Here is a 21,049-nt window from a genome sequence, read left to right as displayed (position 1 = left end):
GCGACGCTGGGACGGCGGCGTACGCTGGACGGCGTGACGATCGCACCGGACGGCCGCAAGATGCTTCGACTCGAGGTCCGCAACAGCCAGACCCCGATCGAGAAGAAGCCCGAGTGGATCAAGACCCGCGCGAAGATGGGTCCTGAGTACAACGAGCTGATGAAGCTGGTGAAGGGCGAGGGTCTGCACACGGTCTGCCAGGAGGCCGGCTGCCCCAACATCTTCGAGTGCTGGGAGGACCGCGAGGCCACCTTCCTCATCGGCGGCGAGCAGTGCACGCGACGCTGCGACTTCTGCCAGATCGACACCGGCAAGCCGGCTCCGCTCGACCGCGACGAGCCGCGTCGCGTGGCCGAGAGCGTGCAGAAGATGGAGCTGCGCTACTCGACGATCACCGGCGTCGCCCGCGACGACCTGCCCGACGGTGGCGCGTGGCTGTACGCCGAGACGGTCCGCAAGATCCACGAGCTGAACCCGGGCACCGGTGTCGAGAACCTCATCCCCGACTTCAACGGCAAGCCCGACCTGCTCGAGGAGGTCTTCAGCTCTCGGCCGGAGGTCCTCGCGCACAACGTCGAGACCGTGCCGCGCATCTTCAAGCGCATCCGTCCGGCGTTCACGTACGAGCGCTCGCTCGACGTCATCACGCAGGCGCGCGACTACGGCCTGGTCACCAAGAGCAACCTCATCCTCGGCATGGGCGAGACCCGCGAGGAGGTCTCGCAGGCGCTGCGCGACCTGCACGAGGCGGGCTGCGACCTCATCACCATCACGCAGTACCTGCGCCCCTCTCCGCGCCACCACCCCGTCGAGCGCTGGGTGAAGCCCGAGGAGTTCGTCGAGCTCAAGGACGAGGCCGACGAGATCGGCTTCGCGGGCGTCATGTCGGGCCCGCTCGTGCGCTCGTCGTACCGCGCCGGACGCCTCTACCAGCAGGCCGTCGAGAAGCGTGAGTCCACCGGCGAGGTCGTGCTCCGCCACACGGACGGCGCCGCCTGAGGCACCCGTAGGATGGACGGCATGTCCACCCCTGCCGCCCCGCCCGAGGGACGTCTGCGCCAGCTGCGCCAGGCGTACAAGATCACCAAGCAGTCCGACCGCAACGTCGGCCTGTTCATGCTGCTGGCCTTCGTGCTGGGTGCCGGCATCCCGGCCGTCCTGCTGCTGACGTTCGTCGGCACCGGCGTGCTGGCGATCGTCCTCACCGTGATCATCTCGGTGCTCTTCGGCATCCTCGGCGCGCTGTTCGTGCTCGGACGTCGCGCGGAGAAGGCGGCCTACTCGCAGGTCGAGGGCCAGACGGGCGCCGCCGCGGGCGCGCTGCAGATGCTGCGTCGCGGGTACCACGTCAAGCAGGCGGCGGCGTTCAACAAGAACCAGGACGTCGTGCACCGCGTGGTCGGGCGTCCGGGCATCATCCTCGTCGGCGAGGGCAACTCCACCCGCGTGCGCAGCCTGATCGCCTCCGAGCGCAAGAAGCACGCACGCATCGTCGGCGACGAGGTGCCGGTGCTCGAGGTCGTCGTCGGTCGCGGCGAGGGCGAGGTGCCGCTGCCGAAGCTGATCAAGCACGTGCGCAAGCTGCCGAACGCGATCAAGCCGGCGGAGCAGACCGCCATCCTCAACAAGCTGAAGGCGCTCGACGCGATGCGTCCGGCGGCGCCCATGCCGCGCGGCCCCGTGCCGACGAGCATGAAGGGCGCTCGGCGCCAGATGCGGGGCTGATGCCCCGCACGTGGCCGGTCCTGGCGCTCTCGGTGATGCTCGGCGTCGGCGCGTGCCAGGCGGCGACGTCCGGCGAGATGACGAGCCAGACGTACCGCTCGCTCGACGCGCGCGGCGACGCGCTCACGGCCGACGACGTGCGCGAGGCCGGTGGCACGGACGACCCCGACCTGGCGCGCACGTTCGTCCGCGAGGGCGGTTCGGCGGAGCCGTCGGGAGCGTCGTGCCTGTACGCGCGGACGACGTACCGCGACTCCTACCGAGGGGTGGCGCGCTTCTGCTTCGACGGTGCGACGGTCGTGTCGGTGGAGCGCAACCGCGCCGACCTCGACCGCTGAGCGACGTCAGATCCCGAGGCGGGCGACGCGCGACCCGGACAGGATGTCGTGCAGCCCGCGGTGGTCCTCGTTCTGGATGACGGCGGGGATCACGAGGCACAGCAGCGCCGTGCGGAGCGCCGCGCGCGGGAGGCCGATCGGCTGTCCCTCGGGCGAGACGACCTGCAGGCCCAGCACACGCTTGCCGATCGAGTAGCCGAGCACGCCGGTCAGGAGCGTGACCTCGACGAAGAACACCCCGAGGGTGACGAAGGAGCTGACAGCCCCCTCCCCCGCCAGCGGCGTCCGGGTGACCGCGACGACGCTGAGCATCGCCACCGCCCAGTCGATGAAGAGGGCCAGCAGGCGGCGACCGAGCGAGACGTCGTACACGTCGTGAGCCTAGCGGGCGGCTCACCGCCGACACGTGGCGTTCATCCTCGGGCGAGACTTGTAACATGCCCGAAACAATGGAGTGACGGTAGGGAAACTGCCTCTGCCTAGCGTCGGTGACGCGGCCGCCGAGGCGTCCGCTCCCGCCACATCGACGACCAGGCCACCATCGCGTGGCTGAGGAGGCCCCATGTTCGGCAATGCCGACGAGTTCTTCAAGTACGTCAAGGACGAGGGCGTCGAGTACCTCGACGTCCGCTTCACCGACCTGCCCGGCATCCAGCAGCAGGTGACGCTGCCGGCGTGGACGTTCGACGCCGACGCCGCCGAGAACGGTGTGGCCTTCGACGGCTCGTCGATCCGCGGCTTCCAGAGCATCGACCAGTCCGACATGGTGCTCTACCCCGACTTCGGCACGGCCTACGTCGACCCGTTCAAGCGTCGCAAGACGATCGCGATGGACTTCTTCGTCCACGACCCGATCACGGGCGAGGCCTACTCGCGCGACCCCCGCAACATCGCCCGCAAGGCGGAGGCGTACCTGGCCACCACCGGCATCGGCGACACCGCGTTCTTCGCGCCCGAGGCCGAGTTCTACATCTTCGACCGCGTCAACTACGGCACCAGCGCCAACAAGTCGTTCTACGAGATCACGTCGCTGGAGTCGGCCTGGTCGACCGGTGAGGACATCACCGACAACCGCGGCTACAAGGTCCGTTACAAGGGCGGCTACTTCCCCGTCGCGCCGACGGACCAGACGGCCGACCTGCGCAACGACATGATGACGAACCTCGCGAACGCGGGCCTCGTGCTCGAGCGCGGTCACCACGAGGTCGGCACGGCCGGCCAGGCGGAGATCAACTACAAGTTCGACACGCTGCTCAAGGCGGCGGACGACATCATGAAGTTCAAGTACATCGTCCGGAACACGGCGTGGGCCGCGGACAAGACGGTGACCTTCATGCCGAAGCCGATCTTCGGCGACAACGGCTCGGGCATGCACGTGCACCAGTCGGTCTGGAAGGACGGCTCGCCGCTGTTCTACGACGAGGCCGGCTACGGCGGACTGTCCGACACCGCCCGTCACTACATCGGCGGCATCCTGAAGCACGCGCCGTCGCTGCTGGCGTTCACGAACCCGTCCGTGAACTCCTACCACCGTCTGGTGCCGGGCTTCGAGGCCCCGATCGCGCTGGTCTACTCGGCCCGCAACCGTTCGGCCTGCGTCCGCATCCCGATCACCGGCTCGAACCCGAAGGCCAAGCGCATCGAGTTCCGCTGCCCCGACCCGTCGAGCAACCCGTACCTGGCCTTCTCGGCCCTGCTGCTCGCCGGCATCGACGGCATCAAGAACAAGATCGAGCCGCCGGCCCCGATCGACAAGAACATCTACGAGCTCCCGCCGGAGGAGTACGCCGAGATCGACATGGTCCCGACGTCGCTGAACGCGGTCCTCGACAACCTCGAGGCTGACCACGAGTTCCTCACCCAGGGCGACGTGTTCACCCCCGACCTCATCGAGACGTGGATCGACTACAAGCGCACCGAGGAGATCCTCCCGGTCCAGCTCCGTCCGCACCCGCACGAGTTCGAGCTGTACTACGACATCTGATCGCCAGTGCGCGGCGGCCGGTCGCGTGCGACCCGCCCGCCGCGGACTCTGACCATCGGCCAGACGCCCCCCTGACGACCCACGGTCGTTCGGGGGCGTTCTGCGTCCTCAGTCGCGCGTCTGCTCAGGCTGACGGGAACGCCGAGGCCAGTGACCGGTGGAGACGGTCGATGGCAGCCGCGTCGAGCAAACCGTCCTTGTCGAGCCGGGCGTAGAGCTCGCGGGGATACGTCACCTCGACCCCGTCGACGACCAAGAGACCGCCGAAGTACAGCAAGCCGCCGACGAAGAACCGTCGTTCTTGCAGGTCCAAAGGAAGCTGGTGGACCACGGGCCGTATCGACGCCCGAGATGCCACTCGAAGTTCGGAGATCTCGTTGCCATATCGGCGTGGTACTGACATCGTGCTCCCGAACCCTGACGAGTTGGAGCACGCACGTGGCTGAACCGGATCAAGAGACTCAAACCGCTAGCACGTCCAGTGGCGGTGTATTCATCAGCCACATCCATGAAGACCGCGAGATCGCGGAAGCTTTCTCCACCCTCGTACGTGACGTGACCGCGGGCATGGTGCAGACGTTTGCGTCGAGTTCGACTAGCAGCGATGCTGGCATCAAATATGGCGACGAATGGTTCCAGTGGATCAAGAGCCGAGTCGAGAACGCAGATCACGTAGTCGCACTCCTCACTCCACGCAGTGTCGACAAACCCTGGATCCTTTTCGAGGCAGGTTTGGGCAAGGCTCAGACCTCCTCGATGTTCGGCGTCGCAGTTGGAATGAGTGTTGCTGACGCCTCTGTCGGCCCATTTGGAGTTTTCCAGAACTCAAGCGCGGACAGGAAGTCTCTCGTAAAGTTATGCGAGCAGCTTGCCACCCAGGCCAATCTGCGACCACGACCAGAGGTCGTCGGTGACATGGTCGACCGGTTCATCGCGACTGTTGAGGGGATCGTTCCGCACGACGAGTCCGTCGTCGAGGACCCGAAATCTGCAGCACTTTTCCAAGCGATTGATGACCTGAAATTCCTCGTGCGGGAGCAGCGCCACCTCCACGAGCCTCGGAGTGCGTCTCGGTCGGATCGCGACGCTTGGCGAGCAGCGATCGGGCTACTAGAAGAAGAGACAATTGCTACTCCCTTGCGCCGGAGGATTCTTACCGAAGCATCGACCATCCTGATTTCACCGCTCATCGGAATGCTCGCTCACGAAGCTTTCGATTCCGTGTCACGAAGCGCGCGGACGACTGAGCGAAATCTCGAGGTGCTCGACCGCGCCCTGTCTGAAACGCGCTTGAGCCCTCAGAACGATTGGGTATTTTTTTTCCTTCGCCGAGAGATGTCGGCCGCCATGGACCACGCTGCCGATATCGAAGCAGGTCGACGTGAGCGCTTCAGGGAACGGCAGATGCGCGAGCATGCTCGAAGTGTCGCGAACGAGGACGAAGCTGACTCTGTCGAAGGTTGATCAGGACGCTGCGGTTTGCGCTCAACCTGCACCCGAGGCTGCAACTGAGACCTTGGGGCTCTGCTTCTGGTTCCGGTTCGTCGGTGACTTCCGGCCGACGCTCGACCGACTCTGGACGTCGTAGTCGAGCAGTTTCGCGAGACGTCGCGTCGCTCGACGCGATTACCCCTGCGGCTGCGCGCTCACACCTAGGGCGGGATCAGGCTCCGTCACCGACCTGCGACCCGCCGGCCCTGGACGTCTGCCCGAAGGCTGTGGTGGGGTGGGACGGTCGGTCTCAGCGCCACGTTCACGTGGCCGCCGGCAGTTCCTAGGGGGGACAGCACGTGAACACAGGTATGTCTCGAGCCCGACGCGGGCTCGCCGTCGGGGCCGCCGCCCTGACGCTCGGCGTCGTCGCGACCACGCTCACCAGCGCCGGCGCGGCGACCACGGAGAAGTCCACGCCCGTACCGGTCGCGACGCCCGAGGGGCAGGTGAGTGCCTACGTCGTCAACGCCAAGAAGGCCAACGCGAAGGGCACCGCCGACGCGCGCAAGGTCGTGCAGAAGGCCGGCGGCACCGTCGTGCAGGCGTGGCCGCAGATCGGCGTCGTGATCGCGCAGTCGACGCACGCCGACTTCCGCGCCGACGTCTACCGCCTCGGCCGCACCAGCGTCACCTCCGTCGGCACCACCCGCACCGTCGCCGTCAGCGAGCGCGCCGAGCAGGCGTCCACCCTGCGCCAGTCCGCGCGGAGCCGCTCCACCGAGCGCGCCGAGCTCAAGGGCGAGTTCGCGAACACGCCCCAGAAGTACGTCAAGCCCGACCCGCGCGAGGGCGAGCAGTGGGACATGGCGCACATCAAGGCCGACCACGCCCACGAGATCACCGACGGCTCCCGCAAGGTGCTCGTCGGCGTCCTCGACAGCGGCATCGACGCCGACCACCCCGACCTCGCGGCCAACATCGACGTGAACAACTCCGTCAACTGCACCGACGGCGGCGCCGTCGACCGCTCCCCCACCGGCTGGCAGCCCACCACCAGCGACCACGGCACCCACGTGGCCGGCACCATCGGCGCAGCCCGCAACGGCATCGGCATCACCGGCGTCGCGCCGAACGTGCGCATGGCGTCGGTCAAGGTCGTCAACGACGACGGATTCATCTACCCCGAGTACGCCATCTGCGGCTTCATGTGGTCCGGCCTGCGCGGCATGGACGTCACCAACAACAGCTACTACATCGACCCGTTCGAGTTCTGGTGCCAGGACCAGGCCAACCAGGCCGCCGTCGTCGAGGCCGTCGGCCGCGCCGTCACCTGGTCGACGAAGAAGGGCACCGTGCACGTCGCGGCGGCCGGCAACGCCGCCTACGACCTCGCCAACAAGACGACCAGCGCCAGCAGCCCGAACGACAGCACCCCGATCGAGCGCACCATCAACAACGGCTGCCTCGACATCCCCACCGAGCTGCCCGAGGTCGTCACCGTCTCCTCGTACGCGCAGATCGGCACGTCGAACGAGACGCAGCTGTCGTCGTTCTCCAACCGGGGCAAGAACGTCATCGACGTGGCCGCGCCCGGTTCGCGCATCCTGTCGACGATCGTCAAGGACAACGGCTACGGCCTCAAGAGCGGCACGTCGATGGCGTCGCCGCACGTGGCCGGCGTCGCCGCCCTCATGAAGTCCAAGCACCCCGGCTGGCGGCCGGCGCGTGTCATCCAGCAGCTGAAGGCCCAGGCCGACGAGCGACCCTGCGCACCCCAGCAGACCAGCTCGTCCCCGGGCGCGCTCTGCACCGGGACGCCGTCGAACAACAGCTACGCGGGGCACGGCATGGTCGACGCGCTCGACGCCGTCCGTCGCTGACGCAGCACCACGACGCAGCGGCCCCCGAACATCTCGCTCGGGGGCCGCTGTCGTGCGGCAGCACCGCCGGAACGCGTTCCGCAGGACGACGACCGCTCCACCCCAGCGGCCCTACGCTGCGCTCATGCGCCTCGCCCGCCTCGTCGCCGTCGCCCTCGGGTCCGTCGTGCTGGCCGGCTGCAGCGGCACCACCACGGCCGAGCTCGAGGAGTCCATGGCCGACCAGCTCCGCTACGGGACGGAGGGCGCGGCCTGGTTGCTCTCCCGCTACGGCATGCACGCCGACGTCCGCGACGTCGACGTCACCTGCGAGGAGGTCGGCGTCCTCACCGACACGGGCGACTCGCTGCGCTGCGAGGCCCACGTCGAGTACACCGACGGCCGCACCCTCACGGCACCCTTCGACGCCGAGTTCCGCGTCGACGGCGTGTTCCCCCGCCTCCTCCAGGACCCGACGGCGACGACAGGCTGAGCGACCCGCTGGACGCCCGTCAGCCGATCCGCTCGGTCAGGGAGACGATGATCCCCTCCGGACCGCGGACGTAGGCCATCAGCCACGTCCCCTCGTGCTCACCGACGTCGCCCACGAGCGCGTAGCCCTCGTCGTCGAGGCGCGCGACGGTCGCGCGCAGGTCGGTGATCTCCAGGCACACCGCGCGCAGGCCCACCGCGTGCGGTGGCGCGGGGACCGTGAGCACGTGGCCTGGACGGTCGTACCGCGACACCTCCAGCGCTCCCCCACCGCCGGGCGGGCGCAGCCAGACGGTCTCGGTGCGGGCGTCGTGGAGACCGACGACAGTGTCGAGGAACTCGCCCTCGATCGTCATGCGTTCGGTGAGCTCGAGTCCGAGGCTCGTGAAGAAGGTGACCGTGCGGGGCAGGTCGGCCACGGTGAGGTTCACGTGGTCCAGGCGGGGCAGCGACGACATCCCTCATCCACGCCCGGCGGGACCTGTCGTGTCAAGCGCCTAGGCTGGCCGACGAGCGCCGGCAGCGACGGAGGACCCCATGGACGACGTGACGATCGAGGACCTCACCGAGGCCGAGCACCAGTGGCTCCAGGCGCTGCAGGGCGGGCTCCTGCAGATGGGCGTCAAGGACGCCGCCACGCTCTGCGCCGTGTTCCTCGAGGCGCGCGAGGCCTGGTGGGACCTGCCCGCCGCGGAGCGTCCCGACCCGAACCCGACCATCAACGCGTTCGGCGCCGGCATCGGGCAGCTGTTCGTCGACGACCTCGGGCTGCGCTGGGCCCTCGTCACCGACACGCGCGGCAGCGAGCTCGGCGTCGTGGGCGAACCGTCGCTCGTGCTCTACCCGACCAACGCCGTGGCGAAGCGGTGGTCCGGCGAGAACCAGTCGACGCTCGAGGACTACCTCGTGCAGGTCAGCGAGACGGTGCGCGACCTGCAGGCCCGGCGACACGGGCGCTGACGACCGACGTCAGGGCTTCTTGTCGTCCTTGCCGCCCGGGCCGCCGTTGCCAGGACCCTTGTCGTTCTTGTCCTGGTTCTTCTCGTCCTTCTTGTCGTTGCCCTGGTCCTGCTGCTGAGGCTGCTGCGGCTGCTGCTGGGTCGGCTGCGTCTGCTGCACCACCGGCGCGACGGCGACCGCGATGGTCACGGTCGAGCCGACCGTCACCCGGCCCGTCGGGTCGACGAAGACGACCGTCCCCGCGGTCTGCGACGACTCCACGTCGGTGCGCTTCACGGTGAGGCCGAGGTCGCCGAGGGTGGCCGCGACCTCGTCGGCGGGCTGCCCCACCAGGTCGGCCGGCACCATCACACGACCCGACGCCACCTGCAGGGTCACCGGGCCCGACGTCGGCACGGCAGCGCCGGCCTTCGGGCTCTGGCCGACGACCTCGCCCTCCTTCGCGTTCGGCTCGTCGACGGTCTCGGTCTTGACGGTCGCGTCCACCGCCTCGATCTTGTCCGTCGCGCTGGCGACCGACTGGCCGACGACGTCGGGCACCTCGTGGTCGCTGCTGCCGAACAGACCGCCGGACATGCTCAGCAGCAGGGCGAGGACGGCCAGCGCCGCGACACCCGCGAAGATCGCCATCCCGCGCCGACGCCGGCGCGGGTCCTCCGGCGCAGTCTGCATCGCAGCGGTGGCGGCGACCGGCGCGAGCACCGAGGTCGACGCCGTCGCGCCCGTGGCACCGAGAGCGCCCATCGGCGCGGTGGTCGCGCCCGCGTAGGCGGGCAGCACCTCGGTGACGCCGTCGGTGCGACCCTGCACCGCGTCGCGCACCTGGGCCGCCGTCGGACGCTTCAACGGGTCCTTGTCGGTCATGGCCACGACGAGCCGGCGCAGCGGCTCCGGCACGCCGTCGGGAAGGGGCGGCAGCTCCTCGCCCACCTGGGCGAGCGCCGTGGCCACGGACGTCTCCCGCCGGAACGGCGACGTGCCGGTGAGGCACTGGTAGGCCACGAGGCCCAGCGAGTACACGTCGGACGCACCCGTAGCCGTCACGCCACGCGCCTGCTCGGGGCTGATGTAGTCGACGGTGCCCAGCACGTTGCCCGTCTGGGTCAGCGGCTCGCGCGACACGCCGATGGCGATGCCGAAGTCGACGAGCACCGGCCGCGACCCCTCCGCCAGCACGATGTTGGCAGGCTTCACGTCGCGGTGCACGATGTCGGCGGCGTGGGCCGCAGCCAGCGCGTCGGCGACGCCGCCGAGCAGCCGCTCCACCGCGTCCGGCGCGAGCGTGCCCCGCTGCTTGAGCACCTCCGAGACCGCCGTCCCCTCGACCAGCTGCATGACGATGAACGGGTCGCCGTCCTCGCTCGACGCGTCCTCGCCGACGTCGTAGATGGTCGCGATGCCCGGGTGGTGCAGACGTCCGGCCGTGCGGCCCTCCTCCTCGAACCGGGCGCGCGCGGCGGCGTCGTCTCCCACCTGGTCGCCCTTGAGGATCTTCACGGCGACGTCACGGTTGAGGCGCAGGTCGCGGGCTCGGTGCACCCGACCCATCCCCCCGGCGCCCAGCAGGTCACCGAGCTCGTAGCGGTCGTTCAAGCGTTCGGCCATTCGACCAGGCTAGAGCCCATCGGCACGGGGCGCGCGCGTCGTGGCGGCCCCCACACGCCGTCCTCGCTCGAGTCGTGGGCCCGACCGACCGCTGGCACGCTGGGTCCATGCCCGCCCTCCCCGCCCTGCCGGCACCCGCGGACACCGACGCCGTCGTCGCGTGGGTCGCGCAGCACCTGGGCGACCTGACCTGGGAGGGTCCCGACGACGTCCGTCCCGGCGGGCACCGGGGCGGGCAGACGGCGGCCGACGTCGCGCTCGCCGGGCTCGACGTCAGCGGCTACGCCCGCACGCGCTCGAACGTGCTGCCCGTCGAGCGGCAGGGGGCGAGTCGCGTGTCGCCGTACCTGACGCACGGGCTGCTCGACCTGCCGACCGTCTGGGACGCGGTGGGCGACGCCCCCTCGGGCGACCGGCGCACGTACCGCGACGAGCTGCTGTGGCAGGAGTACGCGCGTCACGTGTACGCCAGGATCGGCCCGGCGATGCGCGAGCCGCTGCGTCGTGAGCCGCCCCACCCCGACGTCGACCCCGACGGGGACGGGCGCATGGCGTGCATCGACTGGGTGCAGGAACGGCTCGAGCAGGACGGTTGGCTCGTCAACCAGGTGCGCATGTGGTGGGCGTCCCACTGGACCGTGCGGCACGGGCGCGACTGGCGCGACGGCGAGGACCACTTCTACCGCCACCTGCTCGACGGCTCACGGGCCGCGGACCGGCTCGGCTGGCAGTGGACGATCGGCGCCGGCACCGGGAAGCCCTACGGGTTCAGCCGGTGGCAGGTGGAGAAGCGTGCCCCGCAGCTGTGCCGGTCGTGCGCGCTCAGCGAGGCGTGCCCGATTCAGGACTGGCCCGACGCCGACCCCGGACCCACGGTCGAGCACGCCCCTGTCCGCATCGGGCACGCCGCCGGTGCTCCCGGGCCGGGCCCCGACGCGCCCGTCCTCGAGCGCGACCCGTCCGCCGTGTGGCTGACGCCGGAGTCGATGGGCGACGCCGACCCCGCCCTGGAGGCACACCCCGACCTCCCCGTCGTCTACGTCTTCGACGAGCCGAAGCTGGCCGAGCTGCGGTGGTCGGGCAAGCGGCTCGTGTTCCTCGCCGAGACCCTCGCCGACCTCGCGACCCGGCGCGACGTCGAGGTGCGTCGGGGCGTCGTTGGTGACGAGCTCGCCGGTCGGTCCGTCGCCGTCACCTTCGCGCCCGTGCCGTGGTTCACGCGGCGCTCGGCCGACGTCGACGTCGCCGCCCTGCACCCGTGGCAGTGGCTGGAGCGGCCGACGTCGCAGCGCCTCACGTCGTACAGCGCCTGGCGCAAGGGCGTGCGTCGCTGACCGTCAACGACGAGGCACAAGGCGCGCCGGGACGAGGCATGGAAATCTCACGCAAGCACGGAAAGCAAGCCGTGCGCGGCTGAGGGAACCGTGCCTCGCCGGAGATTCCCAGGTCGACCTGGGAATCTCCGCTCAGGCGGGGGCGAGGCGGAGGAGGCGGCCGGAGCCGGCGTCCTCGAGCAGCCAGATGGAGCCGTCGGGCGCCTGCTCGACGGCGCGGACGCGCTGGCCCTCGACGATCCTCTCGTCGTCGCCGGCGGTCGTGCCGTCGAGGTCGACGCGCACGAGCGACTCGCCCGACAGCGCGCCGAGGAACGCGTCGCCCTTCCACTCAGGGAACAGGTCGCCGGTGTAGATCAGCAGGCTGCCGGGCGAGATCGACGGGGTCCAGCCGGTCCGCGGCGCGACGAAGCCGTCGCCGTCCGTGTGGTCGGGGATCTCGCCGCCGCCGTAGTCGCTGCCGTTGGATGCCTCGGGCCAGCCGTAGTTGCCGCCCTTCTCGATGATGTTGAGCTCGTCGCCGCCCTCCGGGCCCATCTCGCTCGACCAGAGCGTGCCGTCGTCGGCGAACTCCAGGCCGAGCGGGTTGCGGTGGCCCCAGCTCCAGATCTCCGCCGACGCGCCGCCCTCGTCGGCCAGCGGGTTGCCGGGAGCCGGTTCGCCGTCGAGGGTGAGCCGGACGATCGTGCCGAGCGTGTTCGACGTGTCCTGGGCCGGCGTCTTCTGCTGACGGTCGCCGGAGCTGATGAAGAGGTGCTCGCCGTCGGGGTCGAACGCGATGCGGTGCGAGAAGTGGCCGTTGCCGGACACCTTGGGCGTCTGGCGCCAGACCACCTCGAGGTCCTCGAGGGCCGCCGACCCGTCGCCGGTGGCCAACCGTGCGCGGGCCGACCACGGCACCGGTGCCGCCGTCGCCCGCCTCGGCCCAGCTGAGGTAGACCCTCTGGTCGTCCTCGAAGCTCGGCGCGACGACCACGTCTCCGAGGCCGCCCTGCCCGGCGGCGACGACGTCGGGCACGCCCGACACCTCGGTCCGCTCGCCGGTCTCGGCGTCGCGCAGGGTGAGGGTGCCCGTGCGCTCGGTGACGAGCAGGTCGCCCGTCCCGGGCACGAAGGCCATCGCCCACGGGGTCTCGAAGCGGTCGACCTCCTCCACCTCGAACGGCGGGTTGCCGCTCGCGCTGGCGACCGGCGTCGACGCGCCCGACGCGTCGTCGTCGGAGCGGGGATCGGGGTCCGTGGAGCAGCCCGCCACGAGGACGGCCGCGAGTCCGAGTCCGAGAAGCCTCATACGTCGAGTGTCACCGAGCGCGCCAAGGGGCGCAGCGCGAGAGCACGGTGCGCGCGGATGCCGCGACCAGCGACCAGTGCCACGGTGGAGACATGAGCAGCGACCGACAGGACCGTCCCGCCACCCGTCACCGCCGACCCGACGGCGTCTCCGACGACACCGTCGAGGCCCTCGGCAAGCTCAGCGAGGCGCTGGAGGCCGTCGAGGAGGCGCGCGGATCGCTCTACGCCTTCCACCGGCTGTCCGGGCACGCCGACCTGCAGGCCGGCGAGGCCGCCGACCTCCTGCGCGAGGCCGGTCACGGCGACCTCGCCGACCGCATCGAGACCGAGCTGGTCGGACGCAACGTCATCGAGGGGCGCTGGACCTTCCAGCTCGTCGAGGAGTACGACGAGGGCTACTACGCGACCTTCAAGGACCTCGAGCGCACCGCGCGCGACAGCCTGGTCGACGGCCGTCCGCACCTGTTCGAGGCGGAGATGAAGGAGGACCGGCGCACCCAGGGCCGACGCCACCACGAGGCCACGCCGGACTGAGCAGGTCGGCTCAGGCGCGCGTGCCGACGTAGATCGTCGCGGTCGACGTGCCCCCGGTGAGCGGGTTGTCGAACGTCACCACGTGCGCCTCGGCCGTCGCGAACGCCTGACGCATCACGTCGACGAAGGCCTCGTCCGGCGGCTCGTCGGACCAGAGCCCGAACACGCCGTCGTCGACCAGCATCCGTGCCGCGGCCCGCTGCCCCTCGACGGTGTAGAAGTCGCCGTGGTCGGTGCGCAGCAGCCAGTCGGGCGCGTGGTCGATGTCGACGAGCAGCACGTCGACCGGTCGTTCGAGACGGCCCGTGCGCACGAGGTCGAAGAAGTCGTCGCGCACCAGCGTGGTGCGCGGGTCCGACGCGAGCCCGCGCGTGTCGTCGAACAGCTCGTCACGGTGCCAGCGGATCACCGCGTCGAGCGCGTCGACGACCACGAGCTCGGCGACCCTGTCGTCGCGGAGCGCCTCGAACGCGGTGTAGCCGAGGCCGAGCCCGCCCACCATCACCCGCAGCGAGGTGCCGCGGGCCGCCCGGAGACCGAGCTCGGCCAGGGCCCGCTCGCTCACCGTGAACTGGCTCGACATCAGGTAGTCGTCGCCGAGCTTCACCTCGTGCACGTCGCGCTGCGTCACCAGGTCGAACCGGCGACGCAGCACCACCAGGCCCCACGGCGTCTCGGCCCAGTCGAGCTCCTCGAACCTCGCCATGGTGACCCTTTCGTCTCGGCTCGTTCCCGGGCCGACGGTAGCCGCCGGTAAGGTCGGGTCGATGTCCTCCCCCACCGTGCTCGCCGAGGCCGCCCGCCGTCGCACCTTCGCCGTCATCTCCCACCCCGACGCCGGCAAGTCGACGCTCACCGAGGCGCTGGCCCTGCACGCGCGCGTGATCTCCGAGGCCGGCGCCACGCACGGCAAGGCGGGCCGCCGCGCCACCGTCTCGGACTGGATGGAGATGGAGAAGGAGCGCGGCATCTCGATCTCGTCCACCGCGCTGCAGTTCGAGCACCGCGGGCACGTGGTCAACCTGGTCGACACCCCCGGCCACGCCGACTTCTCCGAGGACACCTACCGCGTGCTCAGCGCCGTCGACTTCGCCGTCATGCTGCTCGACGGCGCGAAGGGACTGGAGCCGCAGACGCTGAAGCTGTTCGATGTCTGCCACCGCAGCGGCATCCCGGTGATCACCGTCGTCAACAAGTGGGACCGCCCGGGCCTCGACCCGCTCGAGCTGCTGGATCAGATCCAGCAGCGCATCGACATCCGCCCTACGCCGCTCACCTGGCCGATCGGCATCGCCGGCGACTTCCGCGGCGTCCTCGACCGTCGGCTCGGGCACGCGGTCGAGTACGAGCGCACGTCGGGCGGCGCCACCATCGCCGGTGAGACGGTGCACTCCCCCGACGACGCGACGGCCGTGTTCGGCGACGCGTGGGAGGAGGCGGTCGGCGGGCACGAGCTGCTCGCCGCCGACGGCGCCGACCACGACCCCGAGGAGTTCCTCGCCGGACGCACCACGCCGGTGCTCTTCGCGGCGGCGGCGCTGAACTTCGGCGTCACCCAGCTGCTCGACGTGATGCTCGAGCTGGCGCCCGCACCGCGCCCACGCCTCGACGCCCAGGGCGAGCCGCGGGCGGTCGACTCCCCCTTCAGCGCCTTCGTGTTCAAGATCCAGGCGGGCATGAACACGGCCCACCGCGACCACGTGGCCTTCGCGCGGATCTGCTCGGGCGTCTTCGAGCGCGGCGAGGTCGTGCAGCACACGCAGGGCGGGCGACCGTTCGCCACCAAGTACGCGCAGAACCTCTTCGGCCGCGACCGCGAGACCACCGACCTCGCGTACCCGGGCGACGTCATCGGCCTGGTCAACGCCTCCCAGCTCGGCATCGGCGACACCCTCTACCTCGGGCCGAAGGTCGAGTACCCGCCGATCCCGCAGTTCGCGCCGGAGCACTTCGCGACGATCAGCGCCCGCGACACGTCGCGGTTCAAGCAGTTCCGGCGCGGCATCGAGCAGCTCGACCGCGAGGGCGTCGTGCAGGTGCTGCGCTCGACGCTGCGCGGCGACCAGTCGCCCGTGCTCGCGGCCGTCGGTCCGATGCAGTTCGAGGTGGTCACCGACCGTCTGCAGCGCGAGTTCAACGCCGAGACCCGCCTCGACTTCCTGCCCTACACGCTGGCCCGACGCATCCAGCCCGCCGACCGCGAGACGCTGGCCGGCATCAACGGCGTCGAGACGTTCGAGCGCAGCGACGGCACGGCCCTCGCGGTGTTCAGCGACCGCTGGCGCCTGCAGTTCGTCTCACGCCAGCACCCCGACATCACGTTCGAGTCGCTGTCGGCCGACGTCGACGACCGCGCGCCCCTGTCCTGAGGGTCTGCCCACCACCGGATCTCTCGACAGGCCCGGGCCGTCGGTCCCGGGCGCACCGCGAGGTTCCGAGGACCTTGGTCCCTGGGGAGCGGGACTGCCCGTCCGTAGCCTGGTGCACGACACGAGGCCGGGTGGGCGGTGTCTCGCGCCAGGGGTCGAGACAGCGCGCGGTCGGCGCGGATCCGAGACCGCGCCGACCGTCGCCCCGCTGGGCCGTCCCCCGATCAGGCAGTCACGTCAGGGACGCGACGCCGGGTTCAGGGTCGCTCGACCTCGCCGCGCCACGCGCCGGTCGGCTCGCCGCCGCGGCGCTCGATGAACTCCTTGAAGCGCTGGAGGTCACCGCGCGTCCGTCGGTCGAGCAGGCCCGCCTTGTCGGCGATCTCCTCGACGAAGCCGTCAGGGTCGACGTCCATCTGCACCGTCACGCGCGTGGCGTGGTCCGAGAGCCGGTGGAACGTGACGACGCCAGCGTGCTCGGGCCCGCTGTCGGACTTCCACGCGACGCGCTCGTCGGGGTGCTGCTCGGTGACCGTCGCGTCGAACTCACGCTTGACCGGCCCGACCTGGACCACCCAGTGCAGGTGCGTGTCGTCGATCTGGTCGATGCGCTCGACGCCCTCCATGAAGGCGGGAAAGTCCTCGAACTGGGTCCACTGGTCGTAGGCGGTGCGGACGTCGACGTCGACGTCCACGGACTCGGTGATCGTGCTCATGGGCTGTCCTCTCGCAGAAGGCTGTACCCCTCACACCTACCCGTCCCGTGCGCCGCCGAAACGGCGCACGGGACGCCGATCAGCTCAGGATGCTCACGCCTCCCGGTCCGACGAGCAGCGCGACGACGATCAGCACGACGCCCCAGAGGATGTCGCCGCGGATGATGCGCAGCACGCCGAAGATGCCGATGACGACAGCGGCGATCCACAAGATGGTGTCCCACATGATGGTGCTCCCTCCCGCCGGCCCCGGGTGGGCCGAACGTCTCGCCACCGTAGGACCGCGCCGCCGGGGCCGCACCTGGAGCGACCGGTCGTCCGACCGGCGCCGGTGGGAGGATGGGCGGATGCGCGCCATCGTCCTCGACGCCGTCCGCGCGGACCCCCAGGTCCGCGACGTCCCCGCCCCCGCAGCGCCGGCCGGGGGCGTCGTCGTGGAGGTCCGTGCGACCGGCCTGTGCCGGAGCGACTGGCACGCGTGGGCGGGGCACGAGGACCTCGCCTTCCCGCACGTCCCCGGCCACGAGCTCGCGGGCGTCGTCGCCGAGGTCGGCGCCGGCGTCACCCGGTGGTCCGTGGGCGACCGCGTGACCACCCCGTTCGTGTGCGGCTGCGGTCGGTGCTCGTGGTGCCGTGCCGGCGACGCGCAGGTGTGCCCCGACCAGCAGCAGCCCGGCTTCACGCACTGGGGCTCCTTCGCGCAGCACGTCGCCCTCCACGCGGCCGACACGAACCTGGTCGCGGTGCCCGACGACGTCGAGCTGTCCACCGCTGCCGCGCTCGGCTGCCGGTTCGCGACCGCGTACCGGGCCCTGGTGGCTCGGGCGCGGGTCGTCGCCGACGAGTGGGTCGTGGTCGTGGGCGCCGGCGGAGTCGGGCTGAGCGCCGTGATGATCGCCCGCGCACTCGGGGCTCGGGTGGTGGCCGTCGACCGCAACGACGGCGCGCTCGAGGTGGCGCGCCGACTCGGCGCCGACCACACGCTGCTCGCCGGCGACGACGACGTCGAGGCTGCGGTGGCCGAGCTCACCGGCGGAGGGGCCCACGTCTCGGTCGACGCCGTCGGCAGCGAGGCGACCAGCGCGACGGCCCTGCTGAGCCTGCGCCGGCGCGGTCGTCTGGTGCAGGTCGGTCTGCTGCCCGGCGTCGAGGGACACCCTCGGGTGCCGATGGAGCGCGCGATCGCGTGGGAGCTCGACCTGCTCGGCAGCCACGGCATGGCCGCCAGCGACTACCCGGAGATGATGACGCTCGTCGCCGACGGGCGTCTGCGTCCGGACCTGCTGCTGGAGCGCACCGTCGACCTCGACACCGCCGCGGGCCTGCTGCCGACCTTCGACACGGCGACCGTCGCCGGCCTCACGATCATCGACCCTTGGCGCTGACTCAGCGTCCGTAGCGCTCCCACAGGAGCTGCGAGCCGGCCTCCGCCCCGACGTCGTGGACGCGCTGCAGGTTGCGCCCGCCCCGCTCGAAGGTCGCGTGCACCGCGGCCGGCACCTCCGGCCACGGCACCGGGTCGTCGAGCCAGCGGCACTCGCGGACGTGCTGGAGGTCGAACGTCGCCGCGTCGGCCGACGGGTCGAAGCGCCAGCTCCCGGTCACCCGACCGAGCCACAGCTCCCCCGAGACGTCGCGGGTCCAGGCGAACGCGCCTCGGTCGACCGCCGCGAAGCGACCGAGCCGTGCGGCCGTGCGGTCGCCGTGACGTCTCGCGACCTGCGCGACCGCGTCGTCGAGGTCCGCCGGCGGCTCCGGCAACCGGCCGCCGACGCCGACGAGACCACGCCGCAGCGCGTGCGCGACGGCTGCGGCGTGGTCGACGTCGTCGTCCCGCGAGCGCAGCGGCGCCCGCAGGACGACGACCATCGTGGGTCGGTCCGTCAGCCGAGCACCGAGGAGGCGTCGACGTCGCCGTCGGCCGACTCGATGGCCTCGGCCAGGGCGGTCACGTGCGCGTCCTCGAGGCTCACGTCAGCCTCGTCGAGGCCCTTGCGCAGCTCGGTCTCGACGGTCCCCTCGGGCGCACCGTCCTGGTAGGCGCCGACGCGGTCGACGACGTTCTGGATCGCTTCCAGCTTCTCGGGAGTCAGATCAGTCATGACGGTGACGCTACGCAAGACCGGCCGATCCGCATCCCGATCGGACTGCGACGGCTGCCGAGAGGCGTCGCGTCTAGCGGACGCTGCAGTCGACCGACCCGGCGCGCTGCGCGGACGCGACGATCCTGCCGTCGCGCCGGATCTCGCACGAGACCACCGTGGTGGGGGTCGCCGCCCGCGCGTCGATTCCGACGACCGACGCCCTCGAGGAGAACGTGATCGAGTCCCCCCTGTCCCACCGCGCACGCTCCTGCTCGGCGTCCTTCCTGACGATCACGTCGACAGGTTCGGGCGAGTCGACCGTGAGCGTGTACGACGAGGAGGTGCCCAGGGCGTCGACGGCCAGCACGACGGCGACGGTGGCGACCGGGCCGAGGATCGACAACGCGGAGAGCACGACGGCGGCGACGCGGCCCGGTCGAGCGGCTGCTGCTGGTTCCCGGAGCGCGAGCGCGAGCGCCACCAGGCCCAGCGCCATGGGGACGAGGAGCACCTCGAGACGTGACCACGGCAGGAGCAGCCCGGCGACGAGGACGACGAGACCGGCGACCGACAGCGCCACGCTCGTCAGACGCTGCCGCGACACGGTGGGCGTCGGGCGGTCGGACATCGGCTTCTCCCTTCGAGGCACGTCGAGCCTAGGGCACCCGCGCGGCCTGCCTCCTGGACACCGACCGCGACGGTGATCGACCGCCCCGCCCCGCGACGCCGTGCGCCCTGGGCTGGCAGAATCCTGCTACCCCGGTGGGCCCAGACCCTGGCGCGACCTGTTGGATGGGTCCACCCCCTCGACCGACGACCGGAAAGCACGTATGAGCCGCATCATCCGCAGGACCTTCGTCGCCGCCCCCGCCGACCTCGTGTGGGAGCTCCTCCAGGACTTCGCCCAGTGGCATCCGCGGCTGAGCATCTACTCCGGGGGCCCCGAGGCGGACGCCGACATCGTCGTCAGCGTGCAGAGCCAGGACGACGAGACCCGCACCCTCACCTACACGATGCCCGAGCCGCCGTTCCCCATCACGAACGACCGCGCGAGCGTGCAGGTGCAGGCGTTCTCCGACACCACCTGCCACGTCGAGTGGTCGGCGGAGTTCGAGTCCGACCCCGGCATCATCCACCTGCTCGAGGACCAGCTGGGCGACGACGTCTTCAAGCTCGCCCTCGACCGGCTCGCCACCGCCGCCCACGAGCGCCAGGCGGCCGAGGTCGCCGCAGTGTCGAGCGCGTCGGCCTGACCGTCAGCCGACGTCGAGGTCGAGCAGGACGCGGGCGGTCGACGTCAGCGCCCCGCCGGCCTCGCCACGCCCTACCGCGGTGAGGTAGCCGCGTCGTCGGGCCTCGGCGACCCGGTTCGTCCAGGTCCCGGCGCTGCCGCCGTGCCGCTCCGCCATGCGCTTGGCCGGTGCCCGCTCGCCCTGCTCGACGAGCCGTGTGTACTCGAGCGCCACGGCGGCTATCGCGAGGTCGTCGCGGCCGAGCCGGCCCGACCGCTCCTCCAGCAGCCGACCCACGGTGGTCCGCGGCTCGCTGCCCGGGTCGACACTGCGGGTCGCGAGCCGTCGGGCCTCGGAGACGACCGCCCCGAGCGGCAGGTCGCGCACGTCGGCGCCCTGGAACGACCGGTCTCCCGCGCCGCGCCGGACGACGAGCTCGCGCATCGCCCACTGTCGGTGATTCCCCTCGCGGTGCAGCCGCACCCCCACCGACCACTCCTCCGCCACCCGCATCGCCACGAGACGCTCACCGTCGTCCGTGACACCCACCGCGTGGTCGCGCGTGACCTCGTCCAGCAGCGCACCGAGCTCGTCCATCGGGACCCCTCCATCGGATTGCGTGGTAGTGCGTCCACGCTAGCACTGGCGGGAAGCCATCTGCTGCTGCGCCGGCTGCGGGGTCGGGACCTTGTTGGTGCGGCGCCTGCGGGGGTCTCGACCTGCTGGTCCGCTGCCGCAGGGGAACCTCGACCTGCTGGTGCGCTGCCGCAGGGGGATCTCGTCCTGTTGGTGCGCTGCCGCAGGGGGTCTGTGCTTGCTGGTGCGCTGCCTCGGCTTCCGCTGGGGTTGGCCTCCGAGAGGGCCTCGACCGGCGGCGGGTCTGGGGCTGCTTCCGGGTCTCGGGGTCTGGCTCGGGCTCGTGGGTGAGGCACGATTCTTCGTTTCTGCGTTTTCGCGCCACCGTTCTTGGTCGGCGCGTCCTCATCGGTGGATCTGCAACCGCAGGAGCGTTTCTGCGGTTGCAGATCCACCGATAGGGGGCGGGGCGCGGTAGGGATTCTCCCTTCGTGTGGAACGGTCCACGAGAAGG

General features: G+C 71.0%; 25 protein-coding genes and 1 pseudogene. 13 read left to right on the top strand and 13 right to left on the bottom strand.

Translation table 11 applies throughout. The features are described from left to right. The first annotated feature begins 33 nt into the window (after window positions 1-33). Genes lipA through QE370_RS11680 form a run of 3 tightly spaced genes read left to right on the top strand, consistent with a single transcriptional unit; the run spans window position 34 to window position 2,063 of the window. The gene (gene lipA / locus QE370_RS11690) at window positions 34-999 is read left to right on the top strand and encodes a lipoyl synthase (RefSeq protein ID WP_253023217.1); all 966 of its coding nucleotides are present in this window, start codon (window positions 34-36) and stop codon (window positions 997-999) included. Window positions 1,000-1,020: 21 nt separating this feature from the next. Continuing rightward, on the top strand, window positions 1,021-1,725 hold the full coding sequence (locus tag QE370_RS11685) for a DUF4191 domain-containing protein (protein WP_309634461.1): 705 nt from the start codon (window positions 1,021-1,023) through the stop codon (window positions 1,723-1,725). Next, entirely contained in the window at window positions 1,725-2,063 is a 339-nt protein-coding gene (locus QE370_RS11680) for a hypothetical protein (RefSeq protein ID WP_309634460.1), read from the top strand. Before QE370_RS11685 ends, QE370_RS11680 begins: the two co-directional genes overlap by 1 nt. 6 nt (window positions 2,064-2,069) lie before the next feature. Here the strand turns inward: QE370_RS11680 and QE370_RS11675 are convergent, their stop codons facing one another. Next, window positions 2,070-2,435, bottom strand: a complete 366-nt coding sequence (locus QE370_RS11675) for an RDD family protein (RefSeq protein ID WP_253023211.1) — start codon at window positions 2,433-2,435, stop codon at window positions 2,070-2,072. Window positions 2,436-2,625: 190 nt separating this feature from the next. On the opposite strand from QE370_RS11675, the gene glnA reads away from it, so the two are divergent. After that, window positions 2,626-4,047, top strand: a complete 1,422-nt coding sequence (gene glnA, locus QE370_RS11670; protein WP_067858441.1) for a type I glutamate--ammonia ligase — start codon at window positions 2,626-2,628, stop codon at window positions 4,045-4,047. Window positions 4,048-4,171: 124 nt separating this feature from the next. Here the strand turns inward: glnA and QE370_RS11665 are convergent, their stop codons facing one another. Next, window positions 4,172-4,378, bottom strand: a complete 207-nt coding sequence (locus tag QE370_RS11665) for a hypothetical protein (protein WP_309634459.1) — start codon at window positions 4,376-4,378, stop codon at window positions 4,172-4,174. 107 nt (window positions 4,379-4,485) lie between these two features. Here QE370_RS11665 and QE370_RS11660 point away from each other — a divergent pair, with 107 nt between their 5' ends. The 3 genes from QE370_RS11660 to QE370_RS11650 all read left to right on the top strand — a co-directional run bounded on the left by QE370_RS11660 (window position 4,486) and on the right by QE370_RS11650 (window position 7,833). Further along, on the top strand, window positions 4,486-5,511 hold the full coding sequence (locus QE370_RS11660; RefSeq protein ID WP_309634458.1) for a toll/interleukin-1 receptor domain-containing protein: 1,026 nt from the start codon (window positions 4,486-4,488) through the stop codon (window positions 5,509-5,511). A 338-nt stretch (window positions 5,512-5,849) separates the two neighbouring features. Beyond that, the gene (locus tag QE370_RS11655; RefSeq protein WP_309634457.1) at window positions 5,850-7,361 is read left to right on the top strand and encodes a S8 family serine peptidase; all 1,512 of its coding nucleotides are present in this window, start codon (window positions 5,850-5,852) and stop codon (window positions 7,359-7,361) included. Between the two features lie 124 nt (window positions 7,362-7,485). Next, window positions 7,486-7,833 (top strand): hypothetical protein, encoded by a 348-nt coding sequence (locus QE370_RS11650; protein WP_309634456.1) that lies wholly within the window; start codon window positions 7,486-7,488, stop codon window positions 7,831-7,833. A gap of 19 nt (window positions 7,834-7,852) precedes the next feature. Here QE370_RS11650 and QE370_RS11645 read toward each other — a convergent pair whose 3' ends face one another. Then, window positions 7,853-8,290, bottom strand: coding sequence for a VOC family protein (locus QE370_RS11645; RefSeq protein ID WP_309634455.1), 438 nt, complete (start codon window positions 8,288-8,290; stop codon window positions 7,853-7,855). A gap of 79 nt (window positions 8,291-8,369) precedes the next feature. Between QE370_RS11645 and QE370_RS11640 the strand changes: the two genes are divergently transcribed. Beyond that, a complete protein-coding gene (locus tag QE370_RS11640; protein WP_309634454.1) occupies window positions 8,370-8,792 on the top strand; it encodes a DUF3806 domain-containing protein in 423 nt (140 codons plus the stop codon). Window positions 8,793-8,801: 9 nt separating this feature from the next. On the opposite strand, the gene QE370_RS11635 is transcribed toward QE370_RS11640, so the two are convergent. Further along, on the bottom strand, window positions 8,802-10,397 hold the full coding sequence (locus tag QE370_RS11635) for a protein kinase domain-containing protein (RefSeq protein ID WP_309634453.1): 1,596 nt from the start codon (window positions 10,395-10,397) through the stop codon (window positions 8,802-8,804). Between the two features lie 107 nt (window positions 10,398-10,504). On the opposite strand from QE370_RS11635, the gene QE370_RS11630 reads away from it, so the two are divergent. Continuing rightward, the gene (locus tag QE370_RS11630; RefSeq protein ID WP_309634452.1) at window positions 10,505-11,731 is read left to right on the top strand and encodes an FAD-binding domain-containing protein; all 1,227 of its coding nucleotides are present in this window, start codon (window positions 10,505-10,507) and stop codon (window positions 11,729-11,731) included. A 132-nt stretch (window positions 11,732-11,863) separates the two neighbouring features. Here the strand turns inward: QE370_RS11630 and QE370_RS11625 are convergent, their stop codons facing one another. Both QE370_RS11625 and QE370_RS18210 read right to left on the bottom strand, forming a co-directional pair. Next, entirely contained in the window at window positions 11,864-12,631 is a 768-nt protein-coding gene (locus tag QE370_RS11625) for a PQQ-dependent sugar dehydrogenase (RefSeq protein WP_309634451.1), read from the bottom strand. A gap of 46 nt (window positions 12,632-12,677) precedes the next feature. Beyond that, window positions 12,678-12,851: pseudogene (locus QE370_RS18210) on the bottom strand (PQQ-dependent sugar dehydrogenase); the annotation flags it as partial. A gap of 263 nt (window positions 12,852-13,114) precedes the next feature. On the opposite strand from QE370_RS18210, the gene QE370_RS11620 reads away from it, so the two are divergent. After that, complete coding sequence (locus QE370_RS11620) at window positions 13,115-13,558, top strand: hypothetical protein (protein ID WP_253023192.1); 444 nt, start codon at window positions 13,115-13,117, stop codon at window positions 13,556-13,558. Window positions 13,559-13,568: 10 nt separating this feature from the next. On the opposite strand, the gene QE370_RS11615 is transcribed toward QE370_RS11620, so the two are convergent. After that, window positions 13,569-14,264, bottom strand: a complete 696-nt coding sequence (locus tag QE370_RS11615; RefSeq protein WP_309634450.1) for a spermidine synthase — start codon at window positions 14,262-14,264, stop codon at window positions 13,569-13,571. A 61-nt stretch (window positions 14,265-14,325) separates the two neighbouring features. Here QE370_RS11615 and QE370_RS11610 point away from each other — a divergent pair, with 61 nt between their 5' ends. Further along, window positions 14,326-15,927, top strand: coding sequence for a peptide chain release factor 3 (locus QE370_RS11610; protein ID WP_253023188.1), 1,602 nt, complete (start codon window positions 14,326-14,328; stop codon window positions 15,925-15,927). A 257-nt stretch (window positions 15,928-16,184) separates the two neighbouring features. On the opposite strand, the gene QE370_RS11605 is transcribed toward QE370_RS11610, so the two are convergent. Together QE370_RS11605 and QE370_RS11600 are read right to left on the bottom strand one after the other, a co-directional pair. After that, window positions 16,185-16,643, bottom strand: a complete 459-nt coding sequence (locus QE370_RS11605) for an SRPBCC family protein (RefSeq protein WP_253023186.1) — start codon at window positions 16,641-16,643, stop codon at window positions 16,185-16,187. A 79-nt stretch (window positions 16,644-16,722) separates the two neighbouring features. Beyond that, complete coding sequence (locus tag QE370_RS11600; protein ID WP_253023184.1) at window positions 16,723-16,869, bottom strand: GPGG-motif small membrane protein; 147 nt, start codon at window positions 16,867-16,869, stop codon at window positions 16,723-16,725. Between the two features lie 121 nt (window positions 16,870-16,990). Between QE370_RS11600 and QE370_RS11595 the strand changes: the two genes are divergently transcribed. Further along, complete coding sequence (locus tag QE370_RS11595) at window positions 16,991-18,028, top strand: zinc-binding dehydrogenase (RefSeq protein WP_309634449.1); 1,038 nt, start codon at window positions 16,991-16,993, stop codon at window positions 18,026-18,028. Between the two features lies 1 nt (window position 18,029). Here QE370_RS11595 and QE370_RS11590 read toward each other — a convergent pair whose 3' ends face one another. The 3 genes from QE370_RS11590 to QE370_RS11580 form a co-directional block, all read right to left on the bottom strand. Then, window positions 18,030-18,512, bottom strand: coding sequence for a GAF domain-containing protein (locus tag QE370_RS11590; protein WP_309634448.1), 483 nt, complete (start codon window positions 18,510-18,512; stop codon window positions 18,030-18,032). Window positions 18,513-18,526: 14 nt separating this feature from the next. Next, window positions 18,527-18,745: a hypothetical protein gene (locus QE370_RS11585; RefSeq protein ID WP_067858483.1), complete on the bottom strand. Its 219-nt coding sequence runs from the start codon at window positions 18,743-18,745 to the stop codon at window positions 18,527-18,529. A gap of 73 nt (window positions 18,746-18,818) precedes the next feature. Continuing rightward, the gene (locus tag QE370_RS11580; RefSeq protein WP_309634447.1) at window positions 18,819-19,355 is read right to left on the bottom strand and encodes a hypothetical protein; all 537 of its coding nucleotides are present in this window, start codon (window positions 19,353-19,355) and stop codon (window positions 18,819-18,821) included. Between the two features lie 202 nt (window positions 19,356-19,557). Between QE370_RS11580 and QE370_RS11575 the strand changes: the two genes are divergently transcribed. Then, entirely contained in the window at window positions 19,558-19,980 is a 423-nt protein-coding gene (locus QE370_RS11575) for an SRPBCC family protein (RefSeq protein WP_253023175.1), read from the top strand. 3 nt (window positions 19,981-19,983) lie between these two features. On the opposite strand, the gene QE370_RS11570 is transcribed toward QE370_RS11575, so the two are convergent. After that, window positions 19,984-20,556 (bottom strand): hypothetical protein, encoded by a 573-nt coding sequence (locus QE370_RS11570; RefSeq protein ID WP_309634446.1) that lies wholly within the window; start codon window positions 20,554-20,556, stop codon window positions 19,984-19,986. Window positions 20,557-21,049: the final 493 nt, after the last annotated feature.

It is taken from the genome of Aeromicrobium sp. SORGH_AS_0981 (assembly GCF_031453195.1).
Classification (GTDB): domain Bacteria; phylum Actinomycetota; class Actinomycetes; order Propionibacteriales; family Nocardioidaceae; genus Aeromicrobium.
The sequence above is the reverse complement of the archived record's forward strand: the minus strand, read 5'-3'. Positions and strand labels throughout refer to the sequence as shown.

Coding starts and splice junctions, on each gene's coding strand:
- QE370_RS11685 (WP_309634461.1), top strand. CDS start 1,021: ATGTCCACCCCTGCCGCCCCGCCCGAGGGACGTCTGCGCCAGCTGCGC.
- QE370_RS11680 (WP_309634460.1), top strand. CDS start 1,725: ATGCCCCGCACGTGGCCGGTCCTGGCGCTCTCGGTGATGCTCGGCGTC.
- glnA (WP_067858441.1), top strand. CDS start 2,626: ATGTTCGGCAATGCCGACGAGTTCTTCAAGTACGTCAAGGACGAGGGC.
- QE370_RS11655 (WP_309634457.1), top strand. CDS start 5,850: ATGTCTCGAGCCCGACGCGGGCTCGCCGTCGGGGCCGCCGCCCTGACG.
- QE370_RS11650 (WP_309634456.1), top strand. CDS start 7,486: ATGCGCCTCGCCCGCCTCGTCGCCGTCGCCCTCGGGTCCGTCGTGCTG.
- QE370_RS11645 (WP_309634455.1), bottom strand. CDS start 8,290: ATGTCGTCGCTGCCCCGCCTGGACCACGTGAACCTCACCGTGGCCGAC.
- QE370_RS11640 (WP_309634454.1), top strand. CDS start 8,370: ATGGACGACGTGACGATCGAGGACCTCACCGAGGCCGAGCACCAGTGG.
- QE370_RS11635 (WP_309634453.1), bottom strand. CDS start 10,397: ATGGCCGAACGCTTGAACGACCGCTACGAGCTCGGTGACCTGCTGGGC.
- QE370_RS11630 (WP_309634452.1), top strand. CDS start 10,505: ATGCCCGCCCTCCCCGCCCTGCCGGCACCCGCGGACACCGACGCCGTC.
- QE370_RS11620 (WP_253023192.1), top strand. CDS start 13,115: ATGAGCAGCGACCGACAGGACCGTCCCGCCACCCGTCACCGCCGACCC.
- QE370_RS11615 (WP_309634450.1), bottom strand. CDS start 14,264: ATGGCGAGGTTCGAGGAGCTCGACTGGGCCGAGACGCCGTGGGGCCTG.
- QE370_RS11610 (WP_253023188.1), top strand. CDS start 14,326: ATGTCCTCCCCCACCGTGCTCGCCGAGGCCGCCCGCCGTCGCACCTTC.
- QE370_RS11605 (WP_253023186.1), bottom strand. CDS start 16,643: ATGAGCACGATCACCGAGTCCGTGGACGTCGACGTCGACGTCCGCACC.
- QE370_RS11600 (WP_253023184.1), bottom strand. CDS start 16,869: ATGTGGGACACCATCTTGTGGATCGCCGCTGTCGTCATCGGCATCTTC.
- QE370_RS11595 (WP_309634449.1), top strand. CDS start 16,991: ATGCGCGCCATCGTCCTCGACGCCGTCCGCGCGGACCCCCAGGTCCGC.
- QE370_RS11590 (WP_309634448.1), bottom strand. CDS start 18,512: ATGGTCGTCGTCCTGCGGGCGCCGCTGCGCTCGCGGGACGACGACGTC.
- QE370_RS11585 (WP_067858483.1), bottom strand. CDS start 18,745: ATGACTGATCTGACTCCCGAGAAGCTGGAAGCGATCCAGAACGTCGTC.
- QE370_RS11580 (WP_309634447.1), bottom strand. CDS start 19,355: ATGTCCGACCGCCCGACGCCCACCGTGTCGCGGCAGCGTCTGACGAGC.
- QE370_RS11575 (WP_253023175.1), top strand. CDS start 19,558: ATGAGCCGCATCATCCGCAGGACCTTCGTCGCCGCCCCCGCCGACCTC.
- QE370_RS11570 (WP_309634446.1), bottom strand. CDS start 20,556: ATGGACGAGCTCGGTGCGCTGCTGGACGAGGTCACGCGCGACCACGCG.